Here is a 20,641-nt window from a genome sequence, read left to right on the forward strand (position 1 = left end):
CAATTCCCTCCTTACTTATTCAACCAATCAGATAAAGTTGAACGAGCAATTGATGTGATTTCTGATATCTCTCGTAGATTTAAACCGCGCTCTCTTAATTCTTTAATTTTTTCCAAGTCAATATTTCCCTTTTTATTATACAAGAAAATTTTATTATTTAAAGACTCTATTAGGTCTTTTGTAGTTATTTTTTCCTTTTTATTGTGTATTAAACATTTTTTTATAGCTTTATTTAATACTTCTTGAATGTCAGCAAAACTAAATCCCTTACATAATTTTGCGATTTTCGCCTCATCCACGTCTAACTTAAGATGATTTTTATACTTTAACAACAACTGTCTTATATATGCTTCTCTTAAATCATTATCAGGTAAATCTAGGTACATTACGGTATTAAAGCGTCTCCAAACTGCTCTATCTAACAAGTCTTCATGATTTGTTGCAGCTACAAGAAAAACATTATCTGGAAGTAAATCTATATTTTGCAAAAGAGTATTAACCACTCGCTTTAACTCACCCAGCTCATTATTATCTTCTCTTTTTTTAGCTATAGCATCAAATTCGTCTAAAAATAAAACAATTTCTTGATTATTAACGGAATCAAAAATTTTCCTCAGATTTGTCCCAGTCTGACCAAGTAAAGAAGTTATCAATGCATCTAATCTAACATAGGCTAACGGCAAGTTTAAAATATATGAGATAAAATACGCCGTAGTTGTTTTTCCACATCCTGGAGGTCCACATAACAATAATCTATTTTCAGACTTCAGATTCAGTGTCCTTAATATTTCCCTATTTTTATATTCCAATGTAATCTCTTCTAATTTCATTTGAATACCTTCTGACAGAATCAATTCTTCAGAAATAAATTTGCCAGGATCTATTATTTCAAATAGATCATTATTTGATGATTTATCTTTTGGAGAAATAAATTTATTACTAACTTTAGAATTATCTTTCATTACCAGCCCAGAAGATGGGCCATAACTATAACTTTCTCTATGTTCCAAGAATTTTTCATTTTCTATTTTTTTTGGGGGTAATTTTTTATACACATTTAAAATTTTTTCAGCCAATTTTATATTGCCTTTTTGTTGCTCGTCACTAATAATTTGTTCAGTTATTTCTTCAAACTTTTGATCATTATTTTCATAATGATATTTGATTAAATCAACAATATTATCTCCACGCATAAAAACCCCTCCTTTCGGACAAATTCATTATAATACCTTAGATTATACCATATATAAATAGTTTTTATTCAAATATCTCGGACAATGCCGGACAACGTTTATTTAGATACTAATTATAAACAGAGCTATATTTAAACATAATAATAAATAATAAGAACTTATGTTCTTATTATTTATTTTATTTTATATCTCCTTCAAAATCAAATAAAAACTCAACAAACTTCCAACAGTTAAAAGTTTATTGATCCTCATAATTTATGAATTTGGGCTTATTAGTCAGTCCTTAGCACTTGGAGCACAGTTTAATAAAAAATATTATTCTACCTACTACCTACTGAAAGTGATGATTTAACCAAAATTCTTATAATTAGGTATGGAGTTCAGTTTTATTTTAAAAATTACATTTCAAAAATATTGATAGTGTAAAAATTTATTTAAACTTATTTATAATTAAATTTGCTCTATGTCTAACATCTCTATTCCCATGCCTCAATGTAAAAAATTCTAAATTATTATATTCCATCCATTGTTTATCCCAAGCCCCACTTACATTGATTAATTTTTCAAGTATGCTTTTATATAAAACAAATTTAGTAAGTGTATTCTCTAAAAAAATTATCAATGTCGAAATCGACTTATGTTCTCTCTCAACTTCAATTACACTAACATCTTTACCAAATATTTTTATCTCAGCAATTACATACTTCCTTTCCGTCACACCATCACTTAAATAAACAAATCGCCTAGTACTTGAAAACTCCTTTAAACTACCTTGAATTAAATTTATAGATTGGACTTCAGGAAAATCCTGCAACACTACCATTACTTTTATAAACTCACCCAATTCACCATCAATTTGAATATTTAGTAATGATTGCTGCTCTAATCCTTTTATAACTTGATTTCCCCCTATATCTGCTGTAGATCGCTTACTTTCGTCATTTATTAATCGCTTCTTGGTACTTTCATCTTCAAATTCACGCTTTTTATTAGAGTTTTTACGGACTTTTGAAATTTTAGGCAACTTAATATATTCATGCATTTGATTGTCCATTTCAATGACATCAAAATTATCTGTAGTTCCTTCTATTTCTTCATCTAACAATAGTTCATCTTGCTGATCATTTAGATTTTTCTTATTATGTAATGTATATTTTTTAACTTCCCTAGACTTCTCCATTCTAACTACTTCAGGGTGACTAAATGAAATTTCTCTATAAAAGATTTGCTTGTTTTTCACACTCACAACTCGTAAAATAGTACCCCCCTTTATATTCGGTTTCACTATCGCTTTAATAGTAATTGGTTGTTTAAATGACCAATCAAAGTTTAAAACGCCCACGTTGTTAAAAGTATATGCCACATTCTCAAATACACTTCTTAAATGTTGATTTGTAACCAGCCATACAAGTTGATACAAATAATTCGATTGTGTGTATTTTCGATGATACTGCGATGAAAAATCCAAATGAATTTTATTATTCTCATAGTTTTCTATAAAATATTGAGGTAATGAGTTGGCTTCGAAAAGTCTATACAGTAAAAATCTGTTTGGAGCTAAAATGCTACGAACGACTTCAATTAACGGAAGAATATAGCTACTTTTTCCTTGCTTTACAATAAAGCTTCTTGAAACATCTTTATCATTAGTCCCTTGTACTACCCATTCCTTCTCATACTTATTAACATTATTTGGGTTAATAGTGAGTTCTATCTCTTCCATACCTTTTGGTAGAATACTTTTACTTATATCTCCGTCAATATAATAATGTTGGATAGATAACGCAGGAAGCGTACCCCAATCGACTATTAATTTTTCTGTTTTCTCCCTGACTCTAAAGTATGCATAAATCATTATTTTCTTTTCATATTGAAAAGGAGAGCTAATCCAAATTAATTGTACTTTCTCTCCCTTTTTAAAAGGCCAGTTATTTAATTTAACTTGTCGTTCGCGCATCGTTTCTCACTTCCTGCTTCATTTCTATATAATGTTCTAATTGAGGCTTAATCTTATGAAAATGATGTGATTTAATCGCTGCAATTCGTTGTATACGCCATAAAACAATTACGATGTTCTGATTAATTAATTCGTCAATAATCTTATAACAACGACGTAATTGAAATTCTTGAACAGACTCAGTAATGTCATTTAATAATTTATTTGTATTTGGCAGCTTATCTAAATGACGTTCTAAGTTCGCTAATATACCCAATCTCCTCCCTAAAATAGATTTTGTTATCCTAATTGGTTTTAGTTCTTGTAGTAGTTGCTGATGCAGTCTTTTTATTTGCTGCTCATATTGCTGATCTCGCTTTGGCCAATTTACAGATGTTGTCGGTTTATTTCTTAGCTGTACTTGAGGTAGCACACTTTCTAAATAACTACTATCATAATAATATAAATATATATATTGTTTCCCCAATTTTTTTCTCAATGATGTACGAGACAGATTTTGATTCTGGTGAACTTTTCTTAGCAATTCTTGTTTGTATTGGTCTAATTTATCAAAGTCGTATTCATTACTTTCTATTATTTGTTTTAATTCGACATTTCCATTTAAATTCTGTTTAATCGTTTTAGAATCTACACCTAATATTTTCGCCATCGCACGAATGCTCCATTTTTCTTTTGCTAAAATATTTAATTTTTTTATCCATACCTTACCAAACGCTTTTACTCGACCTATTTCAAACATATCTGTTGTATGTTTTCTTGCATAAATAAAACCACATGAACATGCAAATGTACCAATCAAATTTTTGGATTTATAGTCTCTAGTCACTTCCACATTTTGAATTATTAGTTGCTGGTAATGCGATGCTGCCTTATTTAAACAGGGAAATGGCCCTTTTCCAAAAGCACCTATGTCTTTTGTAAGCACAACGAGTTCCTCTATATCGTGCTTTAAAAAATAAAGAAAGAGCAAATGACGAAATGGATGTACGTGACGCTTCATATTACGGGTTAATACCTTTAACCAATTATATTCATCTTCCTCACTTAACTCACTTTGATAGCATTTTAAAAAGTTACTTGAAAATGTAGTTTTAAAAGCTTGATACAACTCATGCTGACGAACCCGATCCGAAGCTGTTATTAAGTTATGTTCTCGTAACAATGTTTTATATTTAGAATTAATGTCTTCCCTTGAAAGTGAGTGCAACGGTATATGGAGCAATTTGTAGGCCTGCTTTGCTAAATATATTGACATTTCTTTATGTGGATCAATTTCATATAAATCTGATAAATTCATATGGTTTAATTCGAAACGAATATACTCAATGCGACTATCATTGATTACGGGGTATTCTCTTAATAGAACTTCATGGTGGGGACAATAATCTATTCCTTGTAGTTGATGCTCCCGATGAATATAGGGCTCTCCAAATTGTTCTGTATCTGATTTTGCACAAATAGCACAATAATAGATACCGCTTTTATTACAAATGCCTCCAGCGACCATTCCTAGCCTTGTATAAAGTGCCTTACCATCATCTTTTACATCATTTAATATTTCTTGTTGACGCTGCTTCGACAAAAATGAAGCATAATAAGGATAAATTGTGTGGTTAGCCAATAGCGATTCTACAGAATATTGAGCACCTAGTTTTTCTGCTAAAACAGAAAAATAGCTACCAATCCCTGCACTCGGTATCACAGAACGATTGTCAAACAATTCTTCCAACGTATCTTTACAATCAATATTGCCACTATAAAAATGATACCGGGCAATGGCTGAATAGATTAATTCATTTGGATAAGGATTTGTAAAAAACGGTAACATCTAATGTCCTCCTAGGAATACTCGACTTATTGCTATTCTGTCGATATAACTAGTTTTTTAAACATGAGATATTACCATTAGTTTTGAATTAAATATTATAAATCAATTATTAAACTCTTTTAAAAATGGTTTTATATTTCCATTTACTTTTAATAATTCATAAGGATGTTTTTTTCTTTCTAACGCTTTTGCTCTTAGCATTAATAAAGGTAATAAATCACTTTTAGGTGTAGGGTTTAATTTCTGTTCTTTTTTCTTATGATTTAAAGTCATTGCATTCTGTATAGCTTCTAACTTTAAATTGTTATATTCACTTTCAATTGGTTGGTTATCTACAACTTTGGAGACCAACTCTCTTATATCATTTGGGTTCAAAACATCGAAAATCCCTAATGAAGCAATCTCATAGCTAAGATTTTCCGTTATCTCTAGTCGCTTGTATTGAAGAGTATTTTGACGCTCTTTCATAGCTTCCTTGACTTTACCCTCATATTCAGTATTCTTCTTATGATTGATCATAAGGTCATCTAGGTTAATCATAATATCCTCATACTTATACATTGCTTTCAAGTCATTTTTACGTAATGCATTCATCATTGGTTGGATAATTTTCATATCTTCTCTTGCTGTTTTCTTTATTACTTTAGCTGTAATTCTTTCTTCTCCATTTTCTTCATCAAATAAAGCTCTTTCTTGAGCTAAAATGAACAAGTTAACTGCTACCGAAGTAATTCCTTGGCATTCCTCATAAAATGTTTTTTTCAACTCTTCTGTTAGTTCCGAATGAATCTTTAAACATTGAAATGCCCATAGAGTTTCTAAGAAGAATTCCCACTCTTCACTATCTTCTACCATACGATCCCATATAATTGAACCATCACTTGCTGCACGACGAGCTTGTCGGAAGTTCCCTTTAAAAAGTTGTTGTGCTTTCGAGGTACCAATTAATACTGTTGGTATGCCTACTGTGTTTGATAAAGTCACAAAGAAATTTAGCATTTCTTCCTGGTCATTTTTTGAATGAAGTAAATGCTGAATTTCATCAATGACAAGAACGCCAATCCCGTACATACTCGCTAGTGATGTCATGTGTAATAACATTGTTGAAGTAACACGATTTAAATAACCGAATTTCTCTAAATAACGTGTACCTAATAAATCATCAATTGCTTTGAAAAAACTTTTACATAAGGTCGATAAACTACCGTCATACGGACAATCTATTTTAAGCCAAACGATTTGTGTGCGATTAAATGGCTGTCCTTCATACAATTCATGCTTAATGGCTTGAGGATACATTAACAACAAACGTTCAATTGCGGTTGTTTTACCGATACCTGAGATGCCAATAATCGATAGACTATCTGCTGTTGAACGAATATGGTTTAAGCGTTCATCAATATATTGATGTGCTTGCTCTTCATCCTCACGTAAGTGATGCAATATTCGAATCCGTTCAAGGAATGATTTATCTAACGGATTACGGGCTAAATAACCACGACGAATCAAAGTTGATAAGCGACGCTCTACTTCAAAATGGATTGGCAACGGCTGAATGAAGTTTTTCACACGTTTTAAAACATGATAACGAATATTCGCTGCACTCTTCTTATCTTGTTCACTAATACGTGGCGTCACCATAAAACGATCCAACACATCATCTTCATCAAAGATTGGCGGTAGGGCTTCAATAAAAGGATTATGAGCATATTCAGTAAGCATTTGAGTCTTATAACTTGCTTCTTCCATATCTCCTTTTAAGACGACATTATTCATCTTTTCCAAATTCCTCATCTCGCTTCCTCTTTAATTTTTCCATAAGACGAGAGCTAGATTTTTTAGGTGGCTCGTCAGTTTTCATAGGAAACTTTACGACTTGCGTTGCCGGCATTTCAGGTTTATCAACTAAATCAAATTTCTCATCTTCTCGATTTAATTGTTTCTCAGCTGCACGAGTTACTTTAATATCTCGAATCCTTTCAGACTTCGATTTATTTGTAGAAACTGTTTTCTTTTCACTTATAGCCTTCTTAACAATTGCTTCAATTTCTGCATCTGTATTGATAATATTTTCTTGTTGCTTATTACGTTCCTCCGCTTTTACTTCTTGTAAAAGCTGTTGGTAAAACTCTATTTCCTCTAATGAATCACCCTTGTACTGTGCGCTCGTATCTAAAAGAAAACAGGAATCGAAATTTCGACCATCTGTATGGGATATATAAATTTGTTCCATTGCTCTAGGATCATAAACAATATCAATACTCTTATTTTTCAACTTCACGTACCATTGCTCATTAATTGCCTTTTCAGAACCATAAAATAAACCTTTAAATTTAAGGCCTGCTCTCGTAACACGTGCTTTTCCTTTCGGTAATAGATTAAGCCTAAAGATATTTTTATCAGTAATTATTTGCAAGCGTCCCTTCTTATTCTCAATACCCCAATTCCAAATATTAATCGGCGTAGCAATTAGACCGCTTGTAATCATGCCTTTCTCCAGAGGATACTTCTCAACAATTTTTTGATTGTGTTGCAAAATCAGATGGATTACAATTTTAATAAACTCATTTAAATTTAAGCTAGCATCTAATCGGTAATCCCGATCGCGATATTCCTTTTGAATAGCCCCTGGTGTTTTCCGTTTAATCTTCCCATTGATGGTGCCAAACTGCCGTTCAATAATACCCTTTAAATCTCCGCGATAAGCAGATGTGTTTTCGATTTTAACATTGAAATTATTAATCAAACTTCCTACTGCATAACCTTCAAATTCTCCCCTATCTGCAATAATAATTTCAGGTAAATGGTTGGCTGGCCATTGCGACTCATCTATTTCGATTCCATACTCCGCACAATATGATGCTTTATTAGTCGCCATATTATCTAATGCCATCATAGCTCCAGCCCATGAAGGTCCCTCTAAACCGACATACAAACCTGTAAACATTCGAGAATACACATCAATTACACCATAAACAATAGGGCGACCAATAATTAAAGACCGATCGAAAGAGCTCACTAAATAAATATCAGCAACCGTTGCATCGATTTGGAATCGAGTACCTGGTCCATCTGTTTCTAAAGTAGAGTTACTTAAAATCGGTCTGTGTTTTAAATCAAATTCTTTTGCGCTTTTACGCAATGAAATATCTAATTGTGGATTTTCATACTTCTTAAACCAATAGTAAAATTGATTGTACGAAGGTATACGGGATGCATCCCATACTTTGTATTTTAATACACCTTCCTCGGTATATTTATCAGAGTAAAATTCACGTAATAAATAGTCATATGTTTCCGTTAACATTATTTTCTCTTTCTTACGGTAATACTTTTTGATGACATGATTAAATTGTTTCTTCACATCATCCGTAATATTAATTCCCTGTTTTGTTTCATCAAACAAAGCATATACTCTGGGTCTACCTACCTTTGCATTCGATAAATCACGCTCTTTACCTCTACCACCTGAGTAAATATAATCTGGTAACACAGCATTTTTATTTAATCCACGTTGCCAAAAGCGAGTATAAATACGTTTTACTTTTAAATTGGTCAAATTAAAATCGGTTGCTATGGTACTTAACATCTGTTCTCGTGATTTTTTTTCGAGCAACTGCAATTTATAATTACCCCAAGTTTCAACGACAACACGCCAGTCTTCATCGCGCTTTTCGATTTGTTTAGGTGTTAAATTTTTATCATCATACCCAACCATATATGGATCTGATATAGCCAATAAAATTTCCGCTTCTATCTCTGCCTCCAATGTAGCTATATCCGTTTTTTTAGGCATAGCCGTATCTCCATGCAGCTCGACATAATAAACAATTGGATCATCAATTTCAATGATACGAATACGATTTTTATTCTCTTTATTCATGTATTGATATACTTGGTTGTAAAAAATCATATTACTCTCACTTTCTCTGAGTAATCTTTACGAATCGATTTGATTTCAATAATCTGATTCACATTTAGCTTAGTCATCAAATCTACTTCAATTGCTTTCGTAATGATTAGATGCTTATATAGTGATAATCCACTTCCTATTGGTAAATCAAAGACCTTTTCTAATTGAATTGCTGCCTCCCTTACTGTCATTTCATTTGAAAATAGCTGTGTAATTAAATACACACTGAATGTATCTAAATCAGCTTGCGAAATATCTTGAAAACCCTCAATATAACTTAAATCTGCATAGGCATGTACAAAAGAAATATTAAGTGCCATTTCTTTTGGTACTTCAAGCTCGGTTACAATTCCCCAATCAATACCTTTACGTTCCCAATATTCACGTTCGATTTCAAACTTTTCAATTACACGCTCGTTCATCAAATCCTCTTTATATTTAAGCGTTCTTGCGACATTTACAAGCTGCCCACTCTTAAGCTTTGTCACAAGAAAATCCGTTGTCATCACAATTGGTTCTTGCGTTTGCGGATGCACTGGATGTTTAATACCTAATTCATCCGCAATAATAATTGTTTCTTCAATCGGGAGTAGTGGGTATTGTTCACGAATATCCACTACTAAATTGGAATATTCCAATAAATAAAAGTAGTTTCGTTCCAGATCTGATAAGAACTCATATTGTCGAGGGATTTTAATACCTTTTAAACGAGTTGAACGACCAAGTGACGAAACATCCTGAATAACTAACCAAGGCTTATAATTCACACCAATTCCTTGTCCATGACCTGCTTTTAGTTTCTTATCTATTGATGTTATTCGTTTGCGTTTGGACATAAAGTCTCACCTCTTAATATAAATTTAACCCTTCATATTCTTCTAATATAACCTGCCTTAATCTTAAAATTTCCGATTCATAGTTCTCTGGCTTTTTAACTCCATTATTTATTGAAATATACCAATGTAACTCCTCTAAATAGATGAGAAACCCATTACCATCAAAGAAAGGATCTGATTGTAACTCCACCAGAAGAAGATCTGTTGTGTCAAAAAATTCTTTATACAAGTTTCCATTTCTCAACATTTTAACAACTGGTAATAACTTCTTTTTAATATTATGTTTTTCATCGGTAATTATTATTTCTTTAATATATTCATTATCAAGTCTAACTGTTTTAAAATACTCTTCATACAAATCATGTTTCTTTAATAACTTCATTAACTTACTAGCATCATGAAGCTTAATAGTTATACTCTTATCCTTCTGATTTTCTTTCCACGATTTCCACCATTTAAGTTCATCATGTGAAAAATCCATTGGGACACATAGTATCCAATTATCCATTTCATTATTTTCTACCGCTGTTTTAAAAGATTCTCTAATTTGATTCTTTCTGCTATCATCTAAGCGATTCAAAAAAAACTTACATTGTACAATTGTCGAATCTCCATTTTCCTCAATGATATCAATATCTACTCCGCCATCTCCTAGAACTACCTCAACTTGATGAACATCTGCATCAGGAAATTCACTAACATAAATATCATAACAAATGTCTTCAAATTTTTTACGAGCACCTTCTTTTAAATTTTCCCATAGCCATTTAAAATCTCTTTCCATATAGCACCTCTTTACTTTCAGAAAAATAAAAAAACAACCTCTTTCGAATATCATACCCGTAGAGATTGTTTTTTATCAAACTTTATTATCTATTATCAATATTTATTTAAAATTATCGAACTTTATTATAAATTATCAATCTTTATTAAAAGACGACAACAAACTGCATTTTAAAAGTAAGCTTATTCCACAGTCACTGATTTAGCTAAGTTACGTGGTTTATCAACGTCACAGCGACGGTGTAAAGCTGCATAATAACTGATTAGTTGTAATGGTACTACCGATACAAGCGGTGTTAATAATTCATTTACATGTGGAATTACTAAACGGTCACCGTCTTCGTCTACCCCAGCCATTGCAATAATACATGGATAGGCTCCACGTGCAGCTACCTCTTTGACATTCCCACGAATGTTTAGCGATACCGCTTCCTGCGTCACAAGAGCAAACACAGGCGTACCTTCTTCAATCAAAGCAATCGTACCGTGTTTTAGCTCGCCGCCTGCGAAACCTTCCGCTTGGATGTAGGAGATTTCTTTAAGCTTCAAAGCACCTTCAAGGCTAACACAGAAATCAATGTTACGGCCTATGAAGAAGGCATTACGTGCAATTTTTAAGTAATCCTCTGCAATATCTTCTAGCACATCTTTCGAATCAATAATTGTTTGGATACCGTTTGCTGCAATCGCAAGTTCTTGTTTTAAATCGAATTCTAATCCTCTGCCATTTGCCTTGGCAGTGACATAGGCTGCTACAGCAAGTACAGCTACTTGTGCTACGTAAGCTTTTGTTGAAGCTACCGCAATTTCTGGGCCTGCGTGTAGTAACAAAGTATGGTCGGCTTCACGTGACAGTGTTGAGCCCGGTACGTTTGTAATTGTTAACGTCGGGTAGCCAAACTCTTTAATTTTCACAAGCACTTGACGGCTATCTGCTGTTTCACCTGATTGGGTAATGAAGATAAACAATGGTTTTTCAGAAAGTAATGGCATATTGTAGCCAAATTCACTTGAAATGTGAACTTCTACTGGGATACCTGCCATTTTTTCGAAATATTGTTTACCGATTAAACCAGCATGGTAGCTTGTGCCAGCTGCAATAATGTATAAGCGGTCGGCGTCTTGTAATGCTTGTAAAATCGTTGTATCAATTGCTAAATCCCCAGTTTCGCTTTCATAGGCTTGAATAATTTTACGGATGACAGTTGGTTGCTCATCCATTTCTTTTAACATGTAGTGAGGGTACGTACCTTTTTCAATATCGCTCATATCAAGCTCTGCTGTGTATGGTGCACGCTCTACTACAGTGCCATCTAGTTTTGTAATTTGAACGCTTCCTTTGTGTACAATCACGACTTCTTTATCGTGTAATTCTACAAATTGATCTGTTACTTGTAGCATGGCCATTGCATCTGATGCTACAACATTAAAGTCTTCGCCCACACCTACAAGAAGTGGTGATTTGTTTTTCGCTACAAAAATTGTGTCAGCCGTTTCTGCATCAAGTAGTGCTAGAGCGTAAGAGCCGTGTAATAAAGATAATGTTTTACGGAATGCTTCAGCCGTTTCCAGCCCATCTTTCACAAATAACTCTACTAATTGCACGATGACTTCTGTATCTGTATCCGATTTCATCGGAATACCTTTTAAATACGTTTTTTGTAATAAGTGATAGTTTTCAATTACACCGTTATGCACAAGTGTAAAACGCCCTGATGCACTTTGATGAGGGTGTGCATTTAAACGATTAGGTACACCATGAGTTGCCCAACGAGTATGACCAATACCGATTTTCGCTGCTACATCCTCGTCCACTGCTTCACGTAAGTCTGCAATACGGCCTTTTTCCTTGAAGATGGTAACGCCCTCTTCATTACGTACAGCAATACCCGCAGAGTCATAGCCACGGTATTCTAGTTTCTCTAAACCTTTTAATAATATTTCCTTTGCATCTACTTCACCAATATATCCTACAATTCCACACATAATTTATTATCCTCCGATATTGTCAATTTAACGCAATGACAAACTAGACCTCAACCTATCGAAATTTTCACGTGGACGTATATGTTGTGCTTTATTTTTTATAAAAAAAGCATACAAATACGCGCACATGATTGTACTACTCAGCCAGCTGAATAGTGCTCCGCTTCGATACGTGAAGTATTCCTATTTATCTATCGCTGTAACTATACCTTCTCCATTTTCTGTACATTCAATCACTCAAATGCTTTCAAAATGAAAAATGACAATCGGGTATGTCGATTGGGAGGCATCCGCCGAATTTTCGATAAACCTCCACCTCGTCTGCTGAAGATGTGTTCGTCCAATTTCTTCAGCTCAGGCGCTATAATTGTTTTCCGATTTTGCGCTTTCTTCCCTCCTTATACGCTCGTTAAAAGATAAGGTCTAACCTCATCTTCAACTTCTCCATAATACTCAATCATATGCTATCAGTCAAATTTTCGTTATAAAAAATTCCTACTCAAGCTCTTTTTTCGTGACAAAAATGTAGACAAACCATGTGCTATAAAGAAATTTTTATATACGCTCATTAAAAATATATTGCTGAAAATCTGTACTCGGGCAATGATTTTCTTTAGATACACTATGCCTACTATAGCGAAATCTAGGAAATAGCGTGTTAGCGTATTCCTAAAGCGATGCTAGAAATGAGCTCAATAGCTTTCGTTCTCAACCAAAAAAAGGCACAAGCAAGTTGTTGCTTGTGCCTAGTTAAACTTAGTTTTCTTTATCGGCAAGTAATTTTACTATTTCTCGATTAAATGCTGGTAAGTCATCTGGTGTGCGACTTGTTACTAATTGCTTTTGACAAACAAATACTTCTTCATCGTGGAAGATCGCGCCGGCATTTTCTAAGTCCACTCGAATGGACTTGTAGCCTGTTGCGTCACGACCATGCAATGTTTTTGCTGTAATGAGTAGCTGAGGCCCATGACAAATTGCAAAGGTTGGCTTCATGTCATCCATAAATTCCTTTACAAATGCCACCACACGATCATCTGCTCGTAATATATCCGGTGAAAAACCACCTGGGATGAACAATGCATCGAATTCAGAGGCTTTAACCTCAGCAATACCTTTATCAATTTTTACTTTTTCTCCATGCTTGCCTTTAACTTCCTTATTTGCTTCCGTATCAATTGTTATAAGCTCATGACCTGCCACTTCTAATGCTGCTTTAGGGCTCGTATATTCACTATCCTCGAACATATCCGTAATAACTGTAGCAATTATAGCCATATCAATACAACACTCCTTGTTATTGTGACTCTTTACTACTGTTCCCGTTGTCGTACATTTCAAACATGGATATTGTGTTAAAGTGGGAATTACCTCAACGAATTGTTTCCCGTCTAAAAGCAAAAAACTCGACCTCCTGCTAACGGAAATCGAGTTTCTATGTTTATTATTCTGTTAAACCCATTTCAGCACGTACAACATCTGCAATGCGCTCTACATAACGTTCGCAATCTGCTTCTGTAGCAGCTTCCACCATTACACGCACAAGTGGCTCTGTACCAGAAGGACGGACTAAAATTCGACCGTTGCCAGCCATTTCAGCCTCGACTTCAGCAATAACGGCAGCAACCTTAGCATTTTCTGTTACAGCATGCTTGTCTGTTACACGCACGTTTACTAAACGCTGTGGGAAAATTGTCATTTCTGATGCAAGCTCAGAAAGCTTTTTACCTGTAGCTTTCATAATATTAACGAGTTGAATCCCTGTTAACAAACCATCACCAGTTGTATTGAAGTCTAGGAAAACTATATGACCTGATTGTTCGCCACCTAAGTTGTAATCATTTGCACGCATTTCTTCAACGACATAGCGGTCACCTACAGCTGTTTGAACACTTTGCATACCGTGTTCACCAACCGCTTTATAGAAGCCCATGTTACTCATAACCGTTGAGACAATTGTTTGCTTTTTCAAGCGACCAACTGCATTCAAATGTTTACCGATGATGAACATAATTTGGTCACCATCAACGATTTTACCGCTTTCATCGACCGCGATTAAACGATCACCATCACCATCAAATGCTAATCCAACATCTGCACCCTTTTCTGTTACAAAGGCAGCTAAGCCCTCTGGATGTGTGGAACCAACGCCTTCATTAATATTTAAGCCTGTTGGTGAAGCACCCATTGTTGAAATGTCTGCTTCTAAATCAGCAAATAAATGTGTGGCAAGGGCAGATGTTGCCCCATGCGCACAGTCTAATGCCACATGTATGCCATCAAATTCTTCATCTACTGTTTGTTTTAAGTATTGAATATATTTTTGACCACCTTCGAAATAGTCACTTACAGAGCCTAAATTAGCTCCAATTGGACGTGGCAATGTATCTACTTCTGCATCAAGAATTGCTTCGATTTCTGCTTCTTGCGCATCTGTTAGCTTGAAACCATCAGGACCGAAGAATTTAATACCATTGTCGGCAACTGGGTTATGCGAAGCTGAAATCATGACGCCTGCATCTGCACTCATAATTCGAGATAGATAAGCGACACCTGGTGTTGAAATAACACCAAGGCGCATCGCCTCTACGCCAATCGATAATAGACCAGCTACAAGTGCACCTTCAAGCATTTCACCTGAAATACGTGTGTCACGACCAATTAATACCTTTGGACGTTCCGTTGCATCTTTTGTTAAAACATAGCCACCTACGCGACCTAGTTTAAATGCAAATTCCGGTGTTAATTCACTATTCGCGACGCCACGGACGCCATCTGTTCCAAAATATTTACCCATTCTAATTGTTCTCTCCTTCAATGCAGGACGATCTATATCATGCTTGTCTCTTGTAGACATTAGACGGCTCGTCTGCTTACTTTTGGAAAAGTCTATTTTCGTTCATTTGCTAGTAACTATTAATTACACCCCAACGTAACTGCACATGACACTCCCATGCATAGTCCCTCTGCTACTGTCGTTTCTTAATCATGTATAACACACTTTGTCGCATTCCGTATAAATAAACTATGTGTCTAGATATGAATCTACGACATCACCTAGCGGACTCAGCCAATAGGGTATTGATTGCTCAGGTGTTATCACTGAGTCAAATTAAAATTATAGTCAGTTATTGTTTAAGAATCAATATCTTCTGTATTCGTAGTTGGTTCAGTTTCTTCAGGATTAGGATTAGGATTAGGCTCTGGGTTCGGCTCTGGGTTTGAATTAGGCGTAGATTCCTTATCTTCCTTAGCCTCCTTACTTTCCTTTTCCACCTTCGTAACATCTGCTTTAACTTTTATCGTTTGTTGCGATACTTTTGTCGCACCCTCTGGTAATTTTACATCAAATTCATATGTTTTTGATTCGGTAATTTTTGATAGGTCCACATCTATCAACACTTCGGTTAGGACATCAATAATTGACTTTTTACCATATACTTTCATCGCTGTAGTATCCAGCGTCAAATTATTAATAGTTACGCCATCTGGTACTTTACCTATTTCATTCATCGTAACAGGTAGTTCTTTACTATATTCTGCAATATCAACTTGTACCTTAACGCTTTCTGGCTCTATAGTCACGTCCAATTTATTTAAATCTCGATCTAATACTTTCACTGCCGCTTCTTGAGTGAAAGATTGATTTAACCCCTGCTCACCAGTGACAGTCGCCTTAACATAGCTTATGCTCTCAACGGCGCTTTTTGCACCAGTGACATATACTGTTGCTGGGTTTGCAGTCATGCCCTTTAATATATAACCTTCGTCAATTAAACGGTTATTCATCTCCGGATCAACACGGAATTCCTGCGTGACTTTTTCTTCAATATTCACATTGATTGTTGCTGGGTCTAATGTAACTTGTAGCTTATCAGAGATATTTTCGTATTGCAGCTTTACGTTATGCTCACCCATTAATAAGTGATTTAAGTCTACAAATATCGAGAAATCCTTTACTGCTTTTGTTCTTAAAACAATTTGCATTGGTCCCTTAATTGTGACATTAACCGTTTTTGGTATACCCGTTACAATAAGACTATCATCATCATAAAAAACATCTACGGGTACATCACGAATCACTTCCATCTGTTCGTTTGTTGTCGTTTTGTTTGTTGAAGATAACTCAGTACGAACAGAGAAAAATAGTAAACAGGCTAGAAAAAGTGCGATGATTCGTAACACCCAAGGGCTATCCATCATTTTATCCATTCTTTTTCCCCCTCCAAGTCAACTTAGAGGCTGTATTCGATTCTTGTACTGATCCGAACCACATTCTACGTAACAGTGTTTCGAATTCCTCTAGAGAAAGGTTGCGATGTAGATTACCGTTTAATGTAATACTAATTGCTCCTGTTTCTTCCGATACGACAATCGTAATGGCATCTGTCACTTCACTTAAGCCAAGTGCCGCACGGTGGCGTGTACCAAGCTCTTTCGAAATAAATGGGCTTTCAGAAAGTGGTAAATAACAGGCCGCTGCCGTTACCTTATCCTTCTGCATAATAACCGCTCCATCGTGAAGTGGTGTATTTGGTATAAAAATGTTAATGAGTAGTTCAGACGAAATTTCAGCATTTAGGCCTATTCCAGTTTCAATATATTCATTCAGTCCCGTTTCTTTTTCAATAGAAATTAACGCACCAATACGACGTTTGGCCATATAACTAACGGATTTCTTCATAGCCTCGATAAGCCTTGTCTTCTCTTCTTCTTCTTGACTTATCGAACGTTGGAATAGCTTTCCTCGTCCAATTTGTTCAAGTCCACGTCGGATTTCAGGTTGGAAGATAATAATAATCGCCAAGAAACCGAATTCGATCACTTGTTTTAGCATCCACCCTAATGTTTCTAACCCTAAAAAGTCTGTTGCGATACGCGCAATAATAATTACGAAAATTCCTTTTAATAATTGGACAGCCTTCGTACCTTTAATGAGGGTTAAGACTTTATAAACAACGTACCAAACGAGCAGTACATCTATGAAATTAATAACAATGTTCACTGGTGTCAAATCCGTGAATTGTTCGATTATTTGCACGTGGCATCCCCCACTTTTCATTGCGAATCCATACACATTTAAGTATAGCACACTCTTATCAAATGTAACTTTTTTCAATTAAAAAGTCTACTCAAAAAGAGTAGACTTTTCAGCCTCTCACGTGCACTATCATGTAGGACGTATAGAGTGTTATTTAGTTTCTTTATCTTCAAATGCCAGAGCATCTTTAACTGAATTTTTAATGGTATACCATAGCCATTCAAATGCTTGGTCAATTTCTTCTATTTGGCCAGTAACCACTGCCGAGGATGCCATGTACTGACCATTAATAATAGTGACATTGCCATCTACTTGCCCCTCAACAATTAAATCGCCATTTTTTACAACGATATCTCCTTTGACGACTTCACCTTTCGGTACAATGACCGTTTGCCCATCGACAACTAGATTCGGCTGTTTCGTAACAGAGAAATGTTGGTCATCCATGAAGCTTCCAAGTAAAGTTGCGCTCATAAATAGACAGAAAACAGCTGCTGCCACAAAGAGCGGGTGACGACGAATCCATTTTTGCATGCCTACACGGCTTTTAGGTTTGGGTAAACGAGCCATCACTGCAGCTTCAAAATGCGGAGGTGCTGTAATATGGGAAGCACTCTTCACAAAGGCGATCGTTTCACTCAATTCCTGCATCAGTTGTTTGCAATCACCACATGAATGCAAATGCTGTTTCAACTCTTGCTCATGCTCACGACTAATGTCACCGTCTAAATAATCATGCATATAGTCTATAATATGCTCTGGACAAATATTCATGATGCTCCCCCTCCTACAGATTGTTTAATTGCTTTCGTAATGCTTCACGTCCGCGGTGAATTCTCGTTTTCACCGTTCCAAGAGGCATATCCAAAATCTCACTAATTTCCTGTAACGATAATTCTTCAATATATTTCAATACTATAACTGAACGATATTTATCCGGCAAACGTCCAATCTCATATTGAATGCGATCTTGTAGCTCCATCTGTTCTAGCTGTTCCTCTGGTAACTGGTCGTCTGCTGCAATTTGGGAATACATATCAAGCCCTTCAGTACCAGCTACTTCCGCATCTAAATAATAATCGGGTTTCTTCTTTCGGATACGGTCTATGCAGAGATTCGTCGCTATGCGATAAAGCCATGTCGAAAATTTTCTTTTTTGATCAAATGTATGCAGGTTCATGTAGGCACGTACAAACGCTTCTTGTGCAATATCCTCTGCTTCTTGTTTATTGCCTAACATTCGATAGCATACTTGGTACAGTTTGTGCTGATAGAGACTCACAATATCGGCAAATGCGTTTTGATCGCCTTTAAGCACTTGTTTTATTCTATTATTTACTAACGCATCCATTGTGTTAATTTCTCCACCTTTACAACTGTCTTATACTATACGACCCATCGATAAGAAAAGTTTCATTTTAAGTAATTATAACAAAAGATTTTTTATCCGATGCAAAATTAGGGATTTTTTTGACAATTTTCATTATACTAGGGTCTCACCAAATAATGAACCCATTAATGCTACTGCAACATTTGCAGTTTTATTCTTTTCATCTAATATCGGGTTAACCTCTACGAATTCTGCAGATGTAAGCATACCAGATTCCTGTAACATTTCCATCGCTAAATGACTTTCACGGTATGTCATACCACCTGGTACTGGTGTTCCTACTCCTGGTGTATAAAGTGGATCTAGGCCATCTAAATCAAGCGATAGATGTAAACCATCTACTTTTCGTTCTTTTAAATAGGAAAGAGCATCCTCCATTACACGAGTCATACCCAGTCGGTCTACCTCATGCATTGTATAGACCTTTATCCCTTGTTGACGAATCAGTTCACGTTCTCCAGGATCTACTGAACGAGCTCCAATAATAATGACATTTTCAGGTTTAATTTTCGGTGCATAGTTCCGAATTTGCACAAGCCGTTCATGTCCTAAACCAATACTAACAGCTAGCGGCATCCCATGGATATTACCCGATGGTGTTGTATCTGGCGTGTTTAAATCTGCATGTGCATCGTACCAGATAACACCTAAGTTTTTATAATGTTCCCCAAGTCCTGCTAGCGTGCCGATTGCAATGCTATGATCACCACCAAATACAAGTGGAAACTTCTTCTGTTCAACTGCTTCATGTACTCTGTCTGCTAAAGTAGTACTTATATCTACAACCTCTTCTAAATTTAACAGCTGCTTATCTATAAGCGGAATTTCTTGTTTTTGATTTACACGGATATCTCCCTGATCCTGTACCTCATGACCAATCGCCTCTAAACGATCAACAATGCCTGCATAGCGAATGGCACTTGGTCCCATATCTACTCCTCTACGTGTTTGTCCGTAATCTGTCGGCACCCCAATAATTGAAATACTAAGTTTATTCATTATTTTATACCCCCTATGTGTTATATAACTATTGTAAAGCCTATGATACCATTGGCTCAACCCAACACATTTTTGCATTTTTATACACATAAAGAAGGCAAAAAAAATCTCCTACTGTTTTCAGTAAGAGATTAGTATATGTAGTTAATGTTACACTTTTAAATATTTATTATAGAAAAGTGAGCCATGAAGGACTCGAACCTTCGACCCTCTGATTAAAAGTCAGATGCTCTACCAACTGAGCTAATGGCTCATAAAAGAAAATGGCTGGGGTACCTGGATTCGAACCAGGGCATGACGGAATCAAAATCCGTTGCCTTACCGCTTGGCTATACCCCAAACATTCAAAATAAAACTGGTGGAGGGGGACGGATTCGAACCCGTGTTACCGCCGTGAAAGGGCGGTGTCTTAACCGCTTGACCAAGGGGCCATTTATTAATGTCTCAAACAAGACAAGATTTATATTAACATCATTTCTTTTATGATGCAACCCTTTTTCGATATTTTTTTTAAAAAAATTATATTATCTTAAAAATGGGCAAAAAAATGGCTCCGAAGGCAGGACTCGAACCTGCGACAACCTGATTAACAGTCAGGTGCTACTACCAACTGAGCTACTTCGGAACAATACTATTTAGTTGTTTTCAACAACCTCTTAAGCACATTTATTATTATAGCAAGGATTGTAAATTATGCAATCCTTTTTAATAAAAA

General features: G+C 35.4%; 15 protein-coding genes and 3 tRNA genes. All 18 read right to left on the reverse strand.

Annotation, left to right across the window (positions count from 1 at the left end; all coding sequences use genetic code 11):
* Nucleotides 1-11: 11 nt before the first annotated feature.
* A complete protein-coding gene (locus tag H131_RS17980; RefSeq protein ID WP_010860562.1) occupies nt 12-1,193 on the reverse strand; it encodes an AAA family ATPase in 1,182 nt (393 codons plus the stop codon).
* A gap of 430 nt (nt 1,194-1,623) precedes the next feature.
* Nucleotides 1,624-3,150, reverse strand: a complete 1,527-nt coding sequence (locus H131_RS17985; RefSeq protein ID WP_010860563.1) for a Tn7-like element transposition protein TnsE — start codon at nt 3,148-3,150, stop codon at nt 1,624-1,626.
* A complete protein-coding gene (locus tag H131_RS17990; protein ID WP_010860564.1) occupies nt 3,131-4,978 on the reverse strand; it encodes a TnsD family Tn7-like transposition protein in 1,848 nt (615 codons plus the stop codon). Before H131_RS17990 ends, H131_RS17985 begins: the two co-directional genes overlap by 20 nt.
* A 102-nt stretch (nt 4,979-5,080) precedes the next feature.
* Nucleotides 5,081-6,772: an ATP-binding protein gene (locus H131_RS17995; protein WP_010860565.1), complete on the reverse strand. Its 1,692-nt coding sequence runs from the start codon at nt 6,770-6,772 to the stop codon at nt 5,081-5,083.
* Nucleotides 6,747-8,891 (reverse strand): Mu transposase C-terminal domain-containing protein, encoded by a 2,145-nt coding sequence (locus H131_RS18000; RefSeq protein WP_010860566.1) that lies wholly within the window; start codon nt 8,889-8,891, stop codon nt 6,747-6,749. Before H131_RS18000 ends, H131_RS17995 begins: the two co-directional genes overlap by 26 nt.
* A complete protein-coding gene (locus H131_RS18005) occupies nt 8,888-9,727 on the reverse strand; it encodes a heteromeric transposase endonuclease subunit TnsA (protein ID WP_010860567.1) in 840 nt (279 codons plus the stop codon). The genes H131_RS18000 and H131_RS18005 overlap by 4 nt, the downstream gene beginning before the upstream one ends.
* A gap of 13 nt (nt 9,728-9,740) precedes the next feature.
* Nucleotides 9,741-10,511 carry a hypothetical protein gene (locus H131_RS18010; RefSeq protein ID WP_010860568.1) on the reverse strand — a complete coding sequence of 257 codons (771 nt, stop codon included), beginning with the start codon at nt 10,509-10,511 and terminating at the stop codon, nt 9,741-9,743.
* A 182-nt stretch (nt 10,512-10,693) separates the two neighbouring features.
* Nucleotides 10,694-12,496 carry a glutamine--fructose-6-phosphate transaminase (isomerizing) gene (gene glmS, locus H131_RS18015; protein ID WP_010860569.1) on the reverse strand — a complete coding sequence of 601 codons (1,803 nt, stop codon included), beginning with the start codon at nt 12,494-12,496 and terminating at the stop codon, nt 10,694-10,696.
* Nucleotides 12,497-13,252: 756 nt separating this feature from the next.
* Complete coding sequence (locus H131_RS18020; protein WP_036131667.1) at nt 13,253-13,774, reverse strand: type 1 glutamine amidotransferase domain-containing protein; 522 nt, start codon at nt 13,772-13,774, stop codon at nt 13,253-13,255.
* A gap of 166 nt (nt 13,775-13,940) precedes the next feature.
* A complete protein-coding gene (glmM, locus tag H131_RS18025) occupies nt 13,941-15,293 on the reverse strand; it encodes a phosphoglucosamine mutase (protein ID WP_010860571.1) in 1,353 nt (450 codons plus the stop codon).
* A gap of 338 nt (nt 15,294-15,631) precedes the next feature.
* Nucleotides 15,632-16,708, reverse strand: coding sequence for a CdaR family protein (locus H131_RS18030; protein ID WP_010860572.1), 1,077 nt, complete (start codon nt 16,706-16,708; stop codon nt 15,632-15,634).
* On the reverse strand, nt 16,701-17,537 hold the full coding sequence (gene cdaA / locus H131_RS18035; RefSeq protein WP_010860573.1) for a diadenylate cyclase CdaA: 837 nt from the start codon (nt 17,535-17,537) through the stop codon (nt 16,701-16,703). Before cdaA ends, H131_RS18030 begins: the two co-directional genes overlap by 8 nt.
* Nucleotides 17,538-17,687: 150 nt before the next feature.
* On the reverse strand, nt 17,688-18,311 hold the full coding sequence (locus tag H131_RS18040) for an anti-sigma factor family protein (protein WP_010860574.1): 624 nt from the start codon (nt 18,309-18,311) through the stop codon (nt 17,688-17,690).
* Nucleotides 18,312-18,324: 13 nt separating this feature from the next.
* The gene (gene sigW / locus H131_RS18045) at nt 18,325-18,888 is read right to left on the reverse strand and encodes an RNA polymerase sigma factor SigW (RefSeq protein WP_010860575.1); all 564 of its coding nucleotides are present in this window, start codon (nt 18,886-18,888) and stop codon (nt 18,325-18,327) included.
* Between the two features lie 132 nt (nt 18,889-19,020).
* The gene (gene rocF / locus H131_RS18050) at nt 19,021-19,926 is read right to left on the reverse strand and encodes an arginase (protein WP_010860576.1); all 906 of its coding nucleotides are present in this window, start codon (nt 19,924-19,926) and stop codon (nt 19,021-19,023) included.
* 180 nt (nt 19,927-20,106) lie between these two features.
* Nucleotides 20,107-20,179 (reverse strand) — tRNA-Lys (locus H131_RS18055).
* 11 nt (nt 20,180-20,190) lie between these two features.
* Nucleotides 20,191-20,265: transfer RNA gene (locus tag H131_RS18060), tRNA-Gln, on the reverse strand.
* A gap of 209 nt (nt 20,266-20,474) precedes the next feature.
* A tRNA-Asn gene (locus tag H131_RS18065) sits at nt 20,475-20,551 on the reverse strand.
* Nucleotides 20,552-20,641: the final 90 nt, after the last annotated feature.

This window comes from Lysinibacillus sphaericus OT4b.31, assembly GCF_000392615.1.
GTDB classification, from domain to species: domain Bacteria; phylum Bacillota; class Bacilli; order Bacillales_A; family Planococcaceae; genus Lysinibacillus; species Lysinibacillus sphaericus_B.

Bases quoted from the DNA above. Each gene is read 5' to 3' on its own strand.
- H131_RS18010 (WP_010860568.1), bottom strand. From the start codon at position 10,511: ATGGAAAGAGATTTTAAATGGCTATGGGAAAATTTAAAAGAAGGTGCT.
- H131_RS17995 (WP_010860565.1), bottom strand. From the start codon at position 6,772: ATGAGGAATTTGGAAAAGATGAATAATGTCGTCTTAAAAGGAGATATG.
- H131_RS18040 (WP_010860574.1), bottom strand. From the start codon at position 18,311: ATGAATATTTGTCCAGAGCATATTATAGACTATATGCATGATTATTTA.
- H131_RS18030 (WP_010860572.1), bottom strand. From the start codon at position 16,708: ATGGATAAAATGATGGATAGCCCTTGGGTGTTACGAATCATCGCACTT.
- H131_RS17990 (WP_010860564.1), bottom strand. From the start codon at position 4,978: ATGTTACCGTTTTTTACAAATCCTTATCCAAATGAATTAATCTATTCA.
- H131_RS17980 (WP_010860562.1), bottom strand. From the start codon at position 1,193: ATGCGTGGAGATAATATTGTTGATTTAATCAAATATCATTATGAAAAT.
- sigW (WP_010860575.1), bottom strand. From the start codon at position 18,888: ATGGATGCGTTAGTAAATAATAGAATAAAACAAGTGCTTAAAGGCGAT.
- rocF (WP_010860576.1), bottom strand. From the start codon at position 19,926: ATGAATAAACTTAGTATTTCAATTATTGGGGTGCCGACAGATTACGGA.
- glmS (WP_010860569.1), bottom strand. From the start codon at position 12,496: ATGTGTGGAATTGTAGGATATATTGGTGAAGTAGATGCAAAGGAAATA.
- H131_RS18020 (WP_036131667.1), bottom strand. From the start codon at position 13,774: ATGGCTATAATTGCTACAGTTATTACGGATATGTTCGAGGATAGTGAA.
- H131_RS17985 (WP_010860563.1), bottom strand. From the start codon at position 3,150: ATGCGCGAACGACAAGTTAAATTAAATAACTGGCCTTTTAAAAAGGGA.
- glmM (WP_010860571.1), bottom strand. From the start codon at position 15,293: ATGGGTAAATATTTTGGAACAGATGGCGTCCGTGGCGTCGCGAATAGT.
- H131_RS18000 (WP_010860566.1), bottom strand. From the start codon at position 8,891: ATGATTTTTTACAACCAAGTATATCAATACATGAATAAAGAGAATAAA.
- H131_RS18005 (WP_010860567.1), bottom strand. From the start codon at position 9,727: ATGTCCAAACGCAAACGAATAACATCAATAGATAAGAAACTAAAAGCA.